Below are 15,109 nucleotides of genomic sequence, written 5' to 3'. Positions count from 1 at the left end.
GGGACATCATGAGACATCCACGCGCCGTCGTCACCGGAGGCTCCGGCTTCCTCGGCTCGCACCTGTGCGAGGCGCTGCTGGCCCGGGGCATCTCCGTGGTGTGCCTGGACAACCTGCTGACCGGCACGTCCCGCAACATCGCCCACCTGGCCGAACGGCGCGACTTCCGGTTCCTGAGACGCGACCTCACCGAGCCGGTGCACGTGCCGGGCGAGGTCGGCTACGTCTTCCACCTGGCCTCGGCGGCGTCCCCCGCCGACTACCTGCGGCTGCCGATCCAGACGCTGGAGGTCGGCAGCCAGGGCACCCGCAACGCGCTCGACCTCGCCGAGGCCAAGGGCGCGCGGTTCGTGCTGGCCTCCACGTCCGAGGTGTACGGGGACCCGCTCGTGCACCCGCAGCCCGAGTCGTACTGGGGCAACGTGAACCCGGTCGGACCGCGCAGCGTCTACGACGAGGCCAAGCGGTTCGGGGAGGCGCTGACGTCGGCGTTCCGGCACGCCCGCGGCCTCGACACCGCGATCGTGCGGATCTTCAACAGCTACGGCCCGCGGATGCGCCCCGACGACGGCCGCGCCATTCCGACGTTCCTGCGGCAGGCGCTGACCGGCGAGGACCTCACGGTCACCGGCGACGGCACGCAGACCCGCTCGATCTGCCATGTGGACGACACCGTCCGGGGCATCATCGCGCTCGCGACGGCCGACCACCCGGGGCCGGTCAACATCGGCAGCCCCTACGAGGTGTCCATGGCCGGGCTCGCCCGGCTCATCATCGAGCTGACCGGCTCCCGGTCCCGGCTGCGCTTCATCGACCGGCCGGAGGACGACCCGCGCGTCCGGCGGCCGGACACCGCCCTCGCCGAGGAGGTGCTCGGCTGGCGTCCCCGCGTCTCGGTCGAGGAGGGCCTGCGCGCCACGATCGAGTGGTTCGAGGGGCAGCTTCCGGTCGCCCGCCCTGCGTGACTCGGCGCGGACGGGCGCTCGCTCATCCGGGCGCCCGTCCCCGCGCCGTCCGATCAGCGGACGCCGAGGACGTCCAAAAGCTCGTCGATCATGGCGGCGTCGTCGGGCAGCCCGGGTACGCGCCCGGGTGACAGGCACCAGTCCCACCAGCGGTCCAGCTCCGCCGGGTCCAGCAGCGGCCCGTCCCGTCCGGCGTCCTCCGCCGCGACGGTCACGAGGGCGGGCCACGACCACGCCCGCGCCTGCGCGGTGACCTTCGCGCCGCCGCGCACCGGGTCGACGGCCAGCGCGGGGATCCCGTTCTTCAGCGCCAGGACGAGGCCGTGCAGGCGCGTCGTGACCACCAGGTCGAGCCTGCGCAGCGCCGACTCCAGCTCCGCCGCCGTCGTGAACAGCCGCCAGTCCCGCGGGTCGAGCCGCGTGTCCAGGGGCAGCCGGGCGCACTCGCGGCCGGCGAGCCACCCGGTCAGCTCCCGCTCGACCCGGTCGTGCAGCCGCCGCGTCCCGTACTCCGCCTGGCCGGGCGCCAGCACGACCCCCGCCACGGGCACCGGCGGGGTCTCCGGCAGCGCGGCCAGGTCGGGCCGCGGCGCCGCCGCGGGCGCGTCGCGGGCGAGGACCGCGTCGAACCCGGTGACCGCGGGATCGGCCGGGTCGACGACCGAGACCCCGACCGCGACGCGGGTGCAGCGGGCGTACCGGCGGTGAAGGCCCGCGACCTGCGGGCCGTGCAGCGGGCCGCAGGCGAACACCAGGTGGGTGTAGCGGCCGGGATCGGCGCGGCCGAGGTCCAGGCCGCCCGGCCGGAACACCGGGCTCCACGCCAGGTCGCACCGCACCCCGGCGCCGGCGAGCGCCCGCCGCACCGCCTCCATCGCCAGCACGTCGCCGGCCGTCGCCTCGCCGTGCAGGAAGCTCGGCCACCCGGTCACCAGGACGCGCATACGCCGACCGCCCTCCGCCGTCCGTTCCGACCCGGCGGGCACTTCCCGTCCCGTGACATTGAGACACCTACCGGTTTACCGAGGCGGCCGGGTGGGCAGAGTCAGTTCGCGGCCCACTCGCCGAGTTCCGAGCCAGGTGCTCGGAGCTGCGAGCCTGGGCCGCACCAGCTTCACCGGCCCGGATCCGGGGTCCGGCGGCCGCCCCGGCGCCGCCGGGCCCCGGTCCGGGGGCCGGTCCGGGCACCGCGCCCCTCGACGAAGGTCTTGAAGCGGCGGAGGTCGCCCTTGACGCGCCGGCCGAGGGCGCCGAACCGGTCCCCGGCCTTCTCCACGAACCCCTCCGGGTCGATCTCGAGCTGGACGGTGACGCGCGTGGTCGTCTCGTCCAGCCGGCGGAAGGTGACCACGCCGGAGTGGGTCGGCCCCTCCAGCGACTTCCACGCGACGCGCTCGTCGGGGTGCTGCTCGGTGATCCGAGCGTCGAACTCGCGGGTGACGCCGGCGATCCGCGTCCGCCAGCGCAGCGTGCCGTCGGCCAGCCGGCGGATCTCCTCGACACCCTCCATGAACTGCGGGAACGTCTCGAACCGCGTCCACTGGTCGTAGGCGGCGCGGATCGGGACGGTGACGTTGACCGACTCGGTGATCGTGCTCACGGCTCCACCTCCGGCGTTCACCGGGGCGGTACCCGGAGGGGCGCCCCGTATCCCGCCCGGCGGCCGGAGACCGCCCGCTCGGACCCGGCCGGCCGGGCCGAAACCCCACGCGGGAGGCGGTTTCCGTGTGATCCATCGATTGCCGGGTAATGGGACCAGACCGAGCGATCGCCCCTGCCCTCGCCGGCTCCTCCTCGGAAAGGAGAACATCCGCATGACGTCGGCGCAGCCCACCACGAGGTTCAACGACGGACAAGCCGAGAACCTCCTGGCGGAGATGAACCGGCTCGCGGAAGGAGATCCCCGGCGAGAACGGCTCCGGTCCCGCATCGTCGACATGCACGCGCCGCTCGTCCGCGGCGTCGCGCGCCGCTACGCCAACCGCGGGGAACCCATCGACGATCTCCAGCAGGTGGCCTATCTGGGCCTGGTCAAGGCCATCAACCGGTTCGACCCGGGGATCGGCGACCGGTTCGTCACCTACGCCTACCCGGTGGTGACCGGGGAGGTGAAGCGGCACTTCCGCGACAAGACGTGGGGCATCCGCGTGTCCCGCCGCATCCAGGAGCTGCGCCCGATCCTGCAGCGCACCATCCAGGAGTACACCCGCGAGCACGGCGGCTCGCCCACGACCGCGGAGATCGCCTCGCTGATGGGCATCACCGAGGAGGAGACCGTCGAGGTCATCGTCGCCTGCGACGCCTACCGGCCGCTGTCGCTGGAGGCCCCGGCGGACGGGTCGCCGGACGGCGACAGCGGCACGGTCGGCGAGTACCTCGGGTCGGAGGACCCGGCCCTGGACGCCTTCATCGACGGGCACGCCCTCGGCCCGCTCATCGACGAGTTGCCCGAGCGGGAGCGGACGATCCTGCTGCTGCGGTTCTTCGGCAACAAGACCCAGACGCAGATCGCCGAGCAGATCGGGCTGTCCCAGATGCACGTCTCGCGGCTGCTCCGCGCCACCCTGGAGCAGCTCCGCGCGGGGCTCCTCACGGAACGCTGACCGGCCGGCGCGCAGCCGGCGCGGCCGGTGACCGGGCCCCGGTCACCGGCCGCGGTGCGTCACGGCCTGGGCAGCGCGCACTTCCGGTCCAGCACGACGTCGTTGCCCTTGCCGAGGCAGCGGGCGAGCTGGTACGTCTGCTGGCCGTAGTTGATCCCCTGCCGGACGGTCACGTTCCCGTTCCGGTCGACCTCGCACGGGTTGTTGAGCGTGCAGCGCTCGCCGTTCTCGTTGCCGGTGTTGTTGACGCCGACGACGTGGCGGGTCCGCGCGTCGACGATCGGCGAGCCGGACGTGCCGCCGATCGTCTGGCACTCGGGCGTGTAGCGGATGGAGTTCTGCCACGTCCAGTCCGCCTCGCGCAGCCGGTGGACGGTGTCGTCGATCTTGCAGCCGTAGATCGTCCGCCAGTAGCCCGACACGACCCGGATCTCGGTGCCGTCGTGCGGCCTGGCCGCCGACAGGCGCAGCGCGGGAACGCCGTGCCGCTTCCGGATGGCGGCGTAGGTGGTGTCGAGCCGGTAGACGGCCACGTCGGTGTCGGTCATCGTGGCGTACTCGATCCGCGTGGCCCGCAGGCTGCCGAGCTCCTTCGTCCCGGTCCGGTCGAGCAGCGTGAACGTCCGGGACGAGTTCTGGTCCACGATGACCTCGCCGGCGCCGGGCATGCCCGTCTCCAGGCAGTGGCCGTTGGTCATGACCAGCGCCCGGTCGGTGTCGCGGGTGCGGGGCCCGCGCACGATGGAGCCGGAGCAGTTGCTGAGCGCGACGATTCCGGTGAAGTCGACCTCGGCCCTGGGAGCGGGCGCGGCGGGCGCGGCGGGCGCGGCCTGCGCGGCGCCGGCGAAGGCGAGCGTCCCGGCGCCCAGTACGGCGGCGAGGGCGGCGGAGGCGAGGCGGCGTCGGGTCATGGGGATCCTCTCGGAGAAGGCCGGCGGCGGCGCACCGGCCGGTGACGACGCTGTCCGGGCGGATGCTAGATCAGGTTCGCCCGCCCGAGAAGGGCCCCGGGCGTCAAAGACATCTGGCGGCGGACCGGAGCGGTCTGGTTCCAATCAGTCCACGTCCACCCAGCCGTAGGTGCGCTCGACGGCCTTCTTCCAGCCGGCGTAGCCCTCCCGGCGCCGCTCCTCGTCCCAGGTGGGCTCCCAGCGGCGGTCCTCGTTCCAGTTCCGGCGGAGCTCGTCGGTGGTGTCCCAGAAGCCGACGGCCAGCCCGGCCGCGTAGGCGGCGCCCAGGGCGGTGGTCTCGGCGACGACGGGCCGCGAGACCGGGACGCCCAGGATGTCGGCCTGCATCTGCATGCACAGCTCGTTGGCGGTGACCCCGCCGTCGACCTTGAGCACGTCCAGGGAGACGCCGGAGTCCTCGCGCATCGCCTCGACGACGTCGCGGGACTGGTAGCAGATCGATTCCAGCGTGGCCCGCGCCAGGTGGGCGTTGGTGTTGTAGCGGGACAGGCCGACGATGGCGCCGCGGGCGTCGGAGCGCCAGTACGGCGCGAACAGGCCGGAGAAGGCGGGGACGAAGTAGACCCCGCCGTTGTCCTCGACCTGCCGGGCCAGGGACTCGCTCTGCGCGGCCCCGGAGATGATGCCGAGCTGGTCGCGCAGCCACTGCACCGCCGATCCCGTCACCGCGATCGAGCCCTCCAGCGCGTACACGGGCCGGGCGTCGCCGAACTTGTAGCAGACGGTGGTCAGCATCCCCGCCTTGGACCTGACGAGCTCCTCACCGGTGTTGAGGAGGAGGAAGTTGCCGGTGCCGTAGGTGTTCTTGGCCTCGCCGGGGGCGAAGCACACCTGCCCGACCGTCGCGGCCTGCTGGTCGCCGAGTATGCCGGTGAGCGGGATCTCCCCGCCGAAGGGGCCGTCCGCGCGGGTCACGCCGTACGGGTCGGGCGCCGAGGACGGCCTGATCTCCGGGAGCATCCCCCGCGGGATGCCGAAGAACGACAGGAGCTGGTCGTCCCAGTCGAGGGTCTCCAGGTCCATCAGCATGGTGCGGCTGGCGTTGGTCGGGTCGGTGACGTGCACGCCGCCGTCGGGCCCGCCGGTCAGGTTCCACAGCACCCACGTGTCGATGTTGCCGAAGATCGCGTCGCCGTTCTCGGCGGCCTCGCGGACGCCGTCGACGTTCTCCAGGATCCACTGGACCTTGCCGCCGGAGAAGTACGTGGCGGGCGGCAGCCCGGCACGGTGCCGGATCGTCTCCCCCTTGCCCTCCCGCTCGAGGGCGGAGGCGATGCGGTCGGTGCGCGTGTCCTGCCAGACGATCGCGTTGTAGTACGCGCGGCCCGTCCGCCGGTTCCACACCACGGCGGTCTCGCGCTGGTTGGTGATCCCGACCGCCGCGAGGTCGGCATGGCCGAGGTTCGCCCGGTTCATGGCGGACTGGATGACCGACCGGGTCCGCTCCCAGATCTCGGTGGGGTCGTGCTCGACCCACCCGGCGCGCGGCAGGATCTGCTCGTGCTCCAGCTGGTGGCGGGCGACCTCGTTGCCGCCGTGGTCGAAGATCATGAAACGGGTGCTCGTGGTGCCCTGGTCCAGCGCTCCGACGAAGTCGGCCATGGACTCTCCCTTTCCGCCCCCCGGGGGCGACCCCGCCGGGAAACCGTCAGAACCGTCAGGAAACGTCGTACTCCGGCGTCGGCTCGGTGGCCGCCTCGCCCTCCTCGTCACCGGGGATGTTGCGTCCGATGAGCAGGATGTAGAGGCCGGCCCCGAGCACGCCGCCGATGAGCGGTCCCGCGATCGGGACCCAGAAATACAGATTCCCGTACTGGTCCGTCCACGGACTGTCGTATCCCGTCAGCCACTGGACGAGCCGCGGGCCGAGGTCGCGGGCCGGGTTGATCGCGTACCCGGCGGCGGAGCCGAACGCCATCCCGATCGCCACCACGATGAGGCCGATGATGAGCGGCGCCAGGTTCGCCAGCGGCGGCGCGTTGCGCAGGTCGGTGAGGGCCAGCACGAGGAACAGCAGGATCGCGGTGCCGATCACCTGGTCGCGGAAGGCCCCCCAGGTCCCGATCGGCAGCGTCCCGTTGCCCGGCATGGTGGAGAACACGATGTGCGACTTCTCCGTCAGGCCGGGGTCGAACTTCTGCAGGATCTCGCTGTAGTTCCACCGGACGATCAGCGCGGCGACGAACGCCCCGAGGAGCTGCGCGGAGCAGTACGGGAGCACCTTGCGCCAGGGGAACCCCTTGAAGACCGCGAGGGCGACCGTGACGGCCGGGTTGATGTGCCCGCCGCTGATGTGAGCCGATACGTACACGCCGAGCGTGACCCCGATGCCCCACGCCCAGGCGATGCTGTCGTGGTCTCCGAGGCTCTGCGGATCGCCGAGCCCGCTGCCGGCGATGACCTGCGCCACGACGCCGACACCGAACAGGATCAGGATCATCGTCCCGGCGAACTCCGCGGCCATCTCCCGGGCCAGCGGGGGGAGCTCCGGCCCTCGCGTCATCTCTCCTCCTCGGGGGTGTGTGACGTAAGGCACAGCCGCCGCGACGGTAAGGTCGCCCGACAAGATCGGTCAACGGCCCCGTGTCGACAATGTCGGCACCCGCCCATCAGCACCCCCCGGAGTGGACCACGAACGTGATCATGCCCGGGTGAAGCACCCCTACACCGCCGCCCGGCGGCCGTCCCCCGCCCCCGCCGGAGGTCAGTGGCCGCGGAAGGCCTCTTCGAGCCACCAGGCGGGGCGGTCCCGGGTGACCTTGGCGTCCACGAGCATCGGGCGGTCGCGCGGCCCCTCCAGCCAGCCGGCCACCGCGGCCAGGTCCTCCGGCCGGCGGACGGTCGCCGCCGCGCAGCCGAACCCGCGGCCGATCGCGGCGAGGTCGGCGGGCGGGAACGTGACCGTGTCCAGCGGGTGCCCGCCGGGGCCGAAGTGGTGCACCTCCGCGCCGTACGCCTCGTCGTCGTAGACGACGATGAGCAGGTCCAGCCCCAGCCGGACGGCCGTCTCCAGCTCCGCGGCGGACATCAGCGCGCCGCCGTCGCCGAGCGCGGCGACGGTGAGCCGGTCGGGCCGGGCCACGGCGGCGCCGATGGCGGTGGCGAGGCCGAGCCCGACCGACTGGAACGCCTGGGTGAACACGAGCGCGTCGGCGTCGGGGACGTCCAGGAACATCGCGGGGTACCCCATGAAGTTGCCCGAGTCGACGGCGACGGTGCGCTCGCGGGGCAGCATGCCGTCCAGGGCGATCGACAGCGTCCGCGGGTCGATGCGGGGCCCGCCCGCGTCGTCGTCACCGGCGGGGTGCTCCTCGTACGGGACGTCCTGCCAGCGTCCCTCCCGGGCGAGCCGCCCGGCCACGTCCGGGGTGCGGTAGCCGGTCGCGGAGTGCCCGCGCGCCTCCAGCTCCGCGGCGACGGCCCGCGCGGTCTCGGCGGCGTCGCCGATGAGGCCGAGGTCGACGGGGTGGTGCGCGCCGAGCGCCCGCGCGTCCACGTCGACCTGCACGACCTCCGCGTCCCGCGCGACGAGCGCGCCGTGCCGGGTCGTCCACATGTTCAGCGAGCAGCCCCAGCCGACGACGAGGTCGGCGCCGCGGATCAGCTCCGCCGCGGCGGGGGTGGCGAAGCCGCCGCTGACGTCCAGCGCGAACGGGTCGCCGGCGAACAGCCCCCGTGCGACGGCGGAGGTGGCGGGGAGCGCGCCGCAGCGCCCGGCCAGCTCGGCGAGGGGCTCGCGGGCGCCGGACAGCCGCGCGCCGCGGCCCGCGACGAACACCGGCCGCGCGGCGTCCTGCAGCATGCCGGCGAGGCGGGCGACCGCGGCGGGCGGCGGCACCGGCAGCGGCGGCACGGCCGGCCGCCGGCGCGCGGGCCGCCGCTCCGCCGGGTCGCCGGGGTACTCGGCCTCCTGGATGTCCAGCGGGAGGCACAGCAGGACCGTGCGGCGCTCGGCGACCGCCGTCCGGCAGGCGCGGGCCACGTCGGCGAGGGCGGTCCGCGGGGAGTGGACCCGCTCGGGGACCGCCCCGACCGCCGCCGCGATGGCGGCCTGGTCGACGCGGAAGTTGGAGCGGACCGCGGCGGCGGCCACCTCGCCCGCGACCACCAGCAGCGGCGTGCGGCTCTTGGCGGCCTCGGCGATGCCGGTGACCGCGTTGGTGAGGCCCGGCCCCTGGTGCAGCGACACCACGCCGAGTTCGCCGCTCACCCGCGCGTACGCGTCGGCCATCGTCGCGGCGCCGGCCTCGTGCCGGGCGGCGACGAACCGCGCGCCGCCCGCGACGAGCGCGTTGGTGACGTGGAAGTTCCCGCTGCCGACGACTCCGAAGACGGTGGTGGCGCCGAGCCGCGCCAGGGCCTCGCCCACGGCCTCCGCGACGTTCATCGCTCGATCAGCGCGAGCACGCGGGCGGGGCTGCCCGAGCCGCCGACGATCGGCAGCGGCGAGGCGATCAGCACGGCGCCGCGTGCGGGGAGCCGTTCGAGGTTCTGCAGCTGGGTGAGCCCGTACTTGCCGGCGCCGAGGAAGTAGGAGTGGCAGGGGAACGGCGGGTCGAAGGCGTGCGCGCCGCCCGCGTCGGTGCCGACGGTCTCCACGCCGAGGCCGATGACGGGGGTCTCCTCGGCGAGCCACCGCGCGCACTCGGCCGAGATGCCGGGCGTGTGGGAGCCGGTCTCGTCGGCGTTGAGGAAGGCGTCCCCGTCGCCGGAGCGCGCGTCCCAGCCCGTGCGGAAAAGGAGCCAGCCGCCGCCGGGGAGCGGCCCGTTCGCCTTCTCCCAGTCCCGCACGTGGTCGATCTCCAGCAGGAAGTCGGGGTCGGCGGCGGCGTGCGCGGAGGCGTCCAGCACCACCGCCGGGGCGACGAGCCTGCCGGGCGGCACCTGCGAGACGTCCTCGCCGTCGCGCCCGGTGGCCCAGTGCACGGGCGCGTCGAAGTGGGTGCCGACGTGCTCGCCGGTGACGACGTTGTTCCAGTACCAGGCGGGGCCGCGGTCGTCGTACCGGCTGATCTCCTCCAGCCGGAACGGGACCGTGTTGGCGAAGGGCTCCGGCAGCTGGAGGATCGGGGTCCGCTCCGACAGCGGCGCGGTCAGGTCGACGATCTCCACCCGCCCGTCGGAGACGGCGGTGAGCAGCTGGTCGAGAAGGGACATCGGGCCTCCGGCGGCGCGGGGACGGGCAGGTGGTCGCGGTGCGCCACGAACGTACCGCAGCCGGCCCGCCCGGAGCGGGTGACCGGCCCGGACGCCCGGCCACCGCTATTGGACGTTCTGTCTAGGTTGGTCCATGTCCATGTCCGGGCCCGGTTTTCGTTAGTTGACCACATGGACGGGGCGCCGCGGCGCGCTCACCATCAGGGCGGAACCCCGGCCGATCCCGCCCCACGGAGGTCTCATGCGCCGCAGGCCCTGGTCGCTCGCGCTCGCCCTCGCAGCCCTGCCCCTGGCCCTTGCCGCTCCCCCGGCCCACGCCGCTCCCCCGCCCCCGCCCGCTCCGCCGCCCGCCGCCGTCACCGAGCACCGGGCGGGCTTCGACCCGCTGCTCCCCTCGTCCGACCCGCTCGAACTGCGGGAGGCGCACCGCCCGCTCGCGGTCGGCTACACCTACAGCGGGCAGCGGCGCACGCTCGACGACTACCTCGTCCGCACCGGAACCCAGGGCTTCGTCGTCCTGGACGGCGCCGACGTCGTCTTCGAGCGCTACGTCGCGGCCGGCCGCGACAGCCTCTTCCAGTCGTGGTCGATGGCCAAGTCGTTCACCTCCGCCGCGGTCGGCATCGCGCTCGGCGAGGGGCACATCGACTCGATCGACGACCCGGTCACCCGGTACGTCCCCGAACTGGCGGGGTCCGGCTACGACGGCGTCTCGCTCCGGGACCTGCTGCGGATGTCGTCGGGCATCGAGTGGGACGAGACCGCGGACGTCCCCCCGGTGCACGTCGCCGCGAGCCTCGGGTATCCGCTCACCGCCATGGCGAAGCGGCAGAAGCGGGGATGGGAGCCGGGGACGAGGTTCGAGTACACGAGCATGAACTCGTTCGTCCTCGCCTGGGCCGTCGCCGAGGCGACGGGCGTGCCGTACCACGACTACGTCCAGCGGAAGATCTGGGGACCGGCCGGGATGGCGTCCAAGGCGTACCTGGGCAACGACTCCAACGGCAACAGCATGGGGTACTGCTGCTACTACGCGACCGGGCGCGACTTCGCGCGGTTCGGCCTGCTGTACCTGAACGGCGGGAAGGCCGGCGACCGGCAGGTCGTGCCCGCCTCGTGGGTGGCGCAGTCCACGAGCCCCTCCGCGCCGTTCAAGCCGGGGTACGGCTTCCAGTGGTGGCTCGGCGAGGACGGCGACTTCTCCGCCAGCGGCCTCGGCGGGCAGCTGATCTGGGTCTCGCCTCGGTACGGCGTCGTCATCGTCAAGTCGACGCTGTTCACCCTCGTCGGCGGAGAGGAGACCGACGCCGCGTTCGAGGCCGTCGCCGCCGAGGTCGCGCGAACCCGCACGCTGCGCACGGCACGCGCGGGCTAGCCGGGGAACAAGCAGGGCGGCCTCGACGGTTAGGGTTACCTAAGTAGTGTGATCCGGATCATCAGGAGGCCGCATGGCGACGGGACCGGCGCGCAAGGGGCGCACGCTCAACCGGGGGAGGGTGCTGCGCACCGAACGCCTCACTCCGCACATGATCCGCGTGGTCATCGGCGGTGCGGAGCTGGCCGGGTTCGGCGTCGGCGAGTTCACCGACCACTACGTCAAGCTGCTGTTCCGGCTGCCGGGCGTGGAGTACCCGGAGCCGTTCGACATGGAGCGGATCCGCGCCGAGCTGCCGCGCGAGCAGTGGCCGGTCACCCGGACCTACACCGTCCGGGCGTGGGATCCGGACGCGGTGGAGCTGACCCTCGACTTCGTCCACCACGGCGACAAGGGCCTCGCGGGCCCGTGGGCGGCGAGCGCCCGGCCGGGCGACGAGGTGCTGTTCCTCGGCCCCGGCGGCGCCTACGCGCCCCGCGCCGACGCCGGCTGGCACCTGCTGGCCGGTGACGAGAGCGCGCTCCCGGCGATCGGCGCCTCGCTGGAGCGGATCCCGGAGGGCGCCCCCGTCCGCGTGTTCGTCGAGGTCGCCGGCCCCGAGGAGGAGCAGGAGCTGCCCACGCCCGGGGACGCGGAGATCGTGTGGCTGCACCGGGGCGGCGGCCCCGTCGGCGACCTGCTGGTCGAGGCCGTCCAGAAGCTGGAGTTCCCCGAGGGCGGGGTGCACGCGTTCGTCCACGGCGAGGCGGGCTTCGTCAGGGCGCTGCGGCGCCATCTCCGGATCGACCGCGGGGTCCCGCTGGAGCGGCTGTCGATCTCCGGCTACTGGCGCCGCGGCCGCGACGATGAAGGCTGGCGGTCGATCAAGCGCGACTGGAACCGCCAGGTAGAGGAGGAAGAGGCCCAGGCCCTCGCCTGACCCGCCCCGGATCTGGACCGGCCCACTGCCTGAACCCGACGGGTTCAGGCAGTGGCTTCTCCGGGCTCTCCGGTCTCGTCGGCGTCGGTGCTGAAGCCGGGGAGCCAGCGTTCCACCTCGGCGCGGAAGTCGCCCTCGGTCTCCAGCTGGCAGAGGACGCCGCCGCCTCCGGTCAGGGCGCGGCTGACGGCCAGGTACTGGGGCGGGAGCCGGAACTGGCGGGCGAGGGCGCCGGGGCGCATGTCGGAGGCGACGCCGATCCCGTGGGCGGTCTGCTCCCGCATCCACTCGCGGGAGTAGCGGAAGCGCTCCACCGCGAACGGGGCGGCGTGCGGCCCGATGAGGTCGGCGACCTCCTGGGGGTCCACGTCGGCGTCGGGGACGAGAAAGCCCTCCTCGCGGAGGGCCTCGACGATCTCGCCGGGGTCGCCGAGCGTCCCGATGCGGGTGAGCCGGCCGATCGACCACTGCAGCTCGGCCGGGACGTGGGCGGCTCCGCCGAAGTCCATGACGCCGAGGCGGCCGTCGTCCAGCAGCCGGAAGTTGCCCGGGTGCGGGTCGATGTGGATCATCTCGCAGCGGGCCGGGCCGGACAGCAGGAAGCGGAACAGCAGCATGCCGGCGCGGTCGCGCTGCTCCCGGTCGCCCTCGGCGATGACCTTGGCGAGCGGCGTCCCGTCCAGCCATTCGGTGACGAGGACGTTGCCGGACTGGGCGACGACCGCGGGGACGAGGAAGTCGGGATCGCCGTCGTAGGCGTCGTGGAAGGCGGTCTGGGCGCGGGCCTCGTCGACGTAGTCGAGCTCCTTCTCCAGCCGCCGCTTGAGGTCGGCGATGACCGGCTTGACCTCGACGCCGGGGAACAGCGGGGTGAAGAGCCTGCTGACGCGGGAGATCTGGTTGAAGTCGCTCATCAGCGCCCTGGCGGCACCGGGGTACTGGACCTTCACCGCGACGGTCCGCCCGTCGTGCCAGACGGCCTTGTGGACCTGGCCGATGGACGCCGCGGCGGCCGGCCGGTCGTCGAACTCCAGGAACTGCTCGCGCCAACCCTCCCCCAGGCCCTCCGCGAGGACGCGGTGGGTCGTGGCGGCGGGCATCGGGGGCGCGGCCTCCTGGAGCCGGGTGAGGCTGGCGCGGAACGGCCCGGCGATGTCCTCGGGGAGCCCGGCCTCGAAGATCGACAGCAGCTGCCCGACCTTCATGGCGCCGCCCTTGAGCTCGCCGAGCACCGCGAACAGCTGCTCGGCGGTGCGGCGCTGCACCTCCAGCGCGACGGCCTCGGCGGGGCGCCCGATCGTCCGCTTGCCGAACCCGAGCGCGGTGCGCCCGGCGAAGCCGATCGGCAGGGACGCCAGCTTGGCGGTCCGCGTCACCGCGCGGCGGGGAATGTCACTCACGGCCCGTCCCTCGTTCGACGATGCGTCCAATGACTGTCAGGGTCTCACGCGGGGAAATGTCACGAAACGTTCATCCCCCGTCAAAATATGAAGCGTTCAGGCGGGCCCGGAGATTCCCCGGCCGTTCCGCCGGGCGGCCGCCGCACCGTCCCCGCACGGCCGCAGCAGCAGCTCGACGACCTCCAGGGCCTGGTCGATCTGCGGCCGGTTCCCGCCCAGGTAGTGCGCGTACATGAACGAGTCGGCGACCCTGACGATCGCCTGCGCGAGGGTCCGGGTGGGCAGCGGCACCCGCATGGCCCCGCGGTCGATCTCGGCCTGCATCTCCCGGGTCAGCAGCTCGGTCGAGCGGTCCTCGATGGTGCCCGGCATGGTGGCCAGCCGGATGAACAGCCGCGGCTCGCGCTCGGTGAACGCCTTGAGCGGTTCGGCCTCCACCACCGCGTGCATGAACCTGTCGAGGAGCATCAGGATGCGGTCCGTGCCGGAGCCGCCCACCCCGCGCGTCGCCACGCGGTAGGTGCGCTCTGTCATCTCCGCCAGGACGGCGCCGAGCAGCTGCTCGCGGCTGCCCACCCAGCGGTACAGGGTCGCGCGGCCCACGCCGAGCTCGGCGGCCAGCGCCGACATGTCGATCGGCTCGCCGCGCAGGTAGTGCTCGGACGCGGCCGCGAGCGCGGCGGCGGGACCGGCCGTCCGGCCGGAGGGCCCGGACGCGGAGCGGGCGGGGCCGTCCGGGGGAACGGGGCTGCCGTTCATCCGCTCAGCATGACACAGCCCCGCCCGTGCTCCCGCCGCGCTCCCGGTGGCCGGGATCCGCCGATACATGGCTTTATGTCATCAGGAGACTACCCGGAGTGATCAGGGGTAGTCGACAGTTGTGACAGAGAGACGAGCGGACGCCGGACGCAAGGGCCGGCTGCTGATCATCGGCGGGGCGGAGAACCGCACCTGCGGTTCCGGGCCCCTGGAGACCTTCGTCGGGCTGGCGGGCGGCGAGGACGCGCGGGTCGTGGTGGTGACGACCGCGACCGAGGTGCCCGAGGAGGTCGCCGAGGAGTACACCGCGGTGTTCGGCCGCCTCGGCGTGTCGGCCGTCCGGGAACTGCGGCTGCTCGGCCGGGCCGCGGCCGACAGCGCGGCGACGCTGCGCGCGCTGGACGCGGCGACCGGGGTGCTGTTCAGCGGCGGCGACCAGTCGCGGATCCGGACGCTGGTGGGCTCGAAGACCAACGAGCTGCTCAAGCGGCGCCTCGACCAGGAGGGCCTCGTCATCGCCGGGACGAGCGCCGGCGCGACCGCCATGGGGCACTGGATGATCCTCGGCGGCCACGGCCACGAGGTGGCGGCGTCCAGCGTGAAGGTCGGGCCGGGCCTCGCCCTGCTCGACAACGTGCTGATCGACATGCACTTCAACGAGCGCGGGCGGCTGCCCCGGCTGATGAGCGGGATAGCGCTGGACACCCGGCTGCTCGGCGTCGGGATAGACGAGGACACGGCGATCGTGGTGGGCGACGGCCGGTTCGACGTCGTCGGCACGGGCGTGGTCACGGTCGTCGACGCGGGGCAGTCCACCGTCGCCTACGCGGCCTCGGACGACGAGCCGATGGCGATGTTCGACGTGTCGCTGCACCTGCTGCCGGCCGGCTGCGCGTTCCAGATGCACGACCGGCTCCCGGAGATCGGCAACATGCGCGGCCCTGCGGAGGGGGAGTAGCG

The 15,109-nt window shown here is 73.5% G+C and carries 14 protein-coding genes; 5 read left to right on the top strand and 9 right to left on the bottom strand.

The window, feature by feature from the left end:
* The first annotated feature begins 8 nt into the window (after window positions 1–8).
* Window positions 9–965, top strand: coding sequence for an NAD-dependent epimerase/dehydratase family protein (locus IEZ03_RS04255; protein WP_184884254.1), 957 nt, complete (start codon window positions 9–11; stop codon window positions 963–965).
* 53 nt (window positions 966–1,018) lie between these two features.
* Here the strand turns inward: IEZ03_RS04255 and IEZ03_RS04250 are convergent, their stop codons facing one another.
* Together IEZ03_RS04250 and IEZ03_RS04245 are read right to left on the bottom strand one after the other, a co-directional pair.
* Complete coding sequence (locus IEZ03_RS04250) at window positions 1,019–1,909, bottom strand: polysaccharide pyruvyl transferase family protein (protein WP_184884252.1); 891 nt, start codon at window positions 1,907–1,909, stop codon at window positions 1,019–1,021.
* 170 nt (window positions 1,910–2,079) lie between these two features.
* Window positions 2,080–2,565, bottom strand: coding sequence for an SRPBCC family protein (locus IEZ03_RS04245; protein ID WP_184884250.1), 486 nt, complete (start codon window positions 2,563–2,565; stop codon window positions 2,080–2,082).
* A 214-nt stretch (window positions 2,566–2,779) separates the two neighbouring features.
* Between IEZ03_RS04245 and IEZ03_RS04240 the strand changes: the two genes are divergently transcribed.
* Window positions 2,780–3,568, top strand: a complete 789-nt coding sequence (locus tag IEZ03_RS04240) for a SigB/SigF/SigG family RNA polymerase sigma factor (protein WP_184884248.1) — start codon at window positions 2,780–2,782, stop codon at window positions 3,566–3,568.
* A gap of 59 nt (window positions 3,569–3,627) precedes the next feature.
* Here the strand turns inward: IEZ03_RS04240 and IEZ03_RS04235 are convergent, their stop codons facing one another.
* The 5 genes from IEZ03_RS04235 to IEZ03_RS04215 form a co-directional block, all read right to left on the bottom strand.
* Window positions 3,628–4,479, bottom strand: coding sequence for a S1 family peptidase (locus tag IEZ03_RS04235; RefSeq protein WP_184884246.1), 852 nt, complete (start codon window positions 4,477–4,479; stop codon window positions 3,628–3,630).
* A gap of 144 nt (window positions 4,480–4,623) precedes the next feature.
* Window positions 4,624–6,141 carry a glycerol kinase GlpK gene (gene glpK, locus IEZ03_RS04230; RefSeq protein WP_184884244.1) on the bottom strand — a complete coding sequence of 506 codons (1,518 nt, stop codon included), beginning with the start codon at window positions 6,139–6,141 and terminating at the stop codon, window positions 4,624–4,626.
* Window positions 6,142–6,196: 55 nt separating this feature from the next.
* On the bottom strand, window positions 6,197–7,042 hold the full coding sequence (locus IEZ03_RS04225; RefSeq protein ID WP_184884242.1) for an MIP/aquaporin family protein: 846 nt from the start codon (window positions 7,040–7,042) through the stop codon (window positions 6,197–6,199).
* A gap of 201 nt (window positions 7,043–7,243) precedes the next feature.
* The gene (locus IEZ03_RS04220; protein WP_184884240.1) at window positions 7,244–8,926 is read right to left on the bottom strand and encodes a thiamine pyrophosphate-binding protein; all 1,683 of its coding nucleotides are present in this window, start codon (window positions 8,924–8,926) and stop codon (window positions 7,244–7,246) included.
* A complete protein-coding gene (locus IEZ03_RS04215; RefSeq protein WP_184884238.1) occupies window positions 8,923–9,696 on the bottom strand; it encodes a cyclase family protein in 774 nt (257 codons plus the stop codon). The genes IEZ03_RS04220 and IEZ03_RS04215 overlap by 4 nt, the downstream gene beginning before the upstream one ends.
* Before the next feature lie 241 nt (window positions 9,697–9,937).
* On the opposite strand from IEZ03_RS04215, the gene IEZ03_RS04210 reads away from it, so the two are divergent.
* Together IEZ03_RS04210 and IEZ03_RS04205 are read left to right on the top strand one after the other, a co-directional pair.
* Complete coding sequence (locus IEZ03_RS04210; protein WP_184884236.1) at window positions 9,938–11,071, top strand: serine hydrolase domain-containing protein; 1,134 nt, start codon at window positions 9,938–9,940, stop codon at window positions 11,069–11,071.
* Window positions 11,072–11,144: 73 nt separating this feature from the next.
* Complete coding sequence (locus IEZ03_RS04205) at window positions 11,145–11,990, top strand: siderophore-interacting protein (protein ID WP_184884235.1); 846 nt, start codon at window positions 11,145–11,147, stop codon at window positions 11,988–11,990.
* 44 nt (window positions 11,991–12,034) lie between these two features.
* Here IEZ03_RS04205 and IEZ03_RS04200 read toward each other — a convergent pair whose 3' ends face one another.
* Both IEZ03_RS04200 and IEZ03_RS04195 read right to left on the bottom strand, forming a co-directional pair.
* Window positions 12,035–13,390: an ABC1 kinase family protein gene (locus tag IEZ03_RS04200; RefSeq protein ID WP_184884233.1), complete on the bottom strand. Its 1,356-nt coding sequence runs from the start codon at window positions 13,388–13,390 to the stop codon at window positions 12,035–12,037.
* A gap of 96 nt (window positions 13,391–13,486) precedes the next feature.
* Window positions 13,487–14,149 (bottom strand): TetR/AcrR family transcriptional regulator, encoded by a 663-nt coding sequence (locus IEZ03_RS04195; RefSeq protein ID WP_184884231.1) that lies wholly within the window; start codon window positions 14,147–14,149, stop codon window positions 13,487–13,489.
* 121 nt (window positions 14,150–14,270) lie between these two features.
* Here IEZ03_RS04195 and IEZ03_RS04190 point away from each other — a divergent pair, with 121 nt between their 5' ends.
* Entirely contained in the window at window positions 14,271–15,107 is an 837-nt protein-coding gene (locus tag IEZ03_RS04190; protein ID WP_184884229.1) for a cyanophycinase, read from the top strand.
* The last annotated feature ends 2 nt before the right edge of the window (window positions 15,108–15,109 follow it).

Source organism: Actinomadura livida (assembly GCF_014648675.1).
GTDB classification, from domain to species: Bacteria; Actinomycetota; Actinomycetes; order Streptosporangiales; family Streptosporangiaceae; genus Spirillospora; species Spirillospora livida.
The sequence above is the reverse complement of the archived record's forward strand: the minus strand, read 5'-3'. Positions and strand labels throughout refer to the sequence as shown.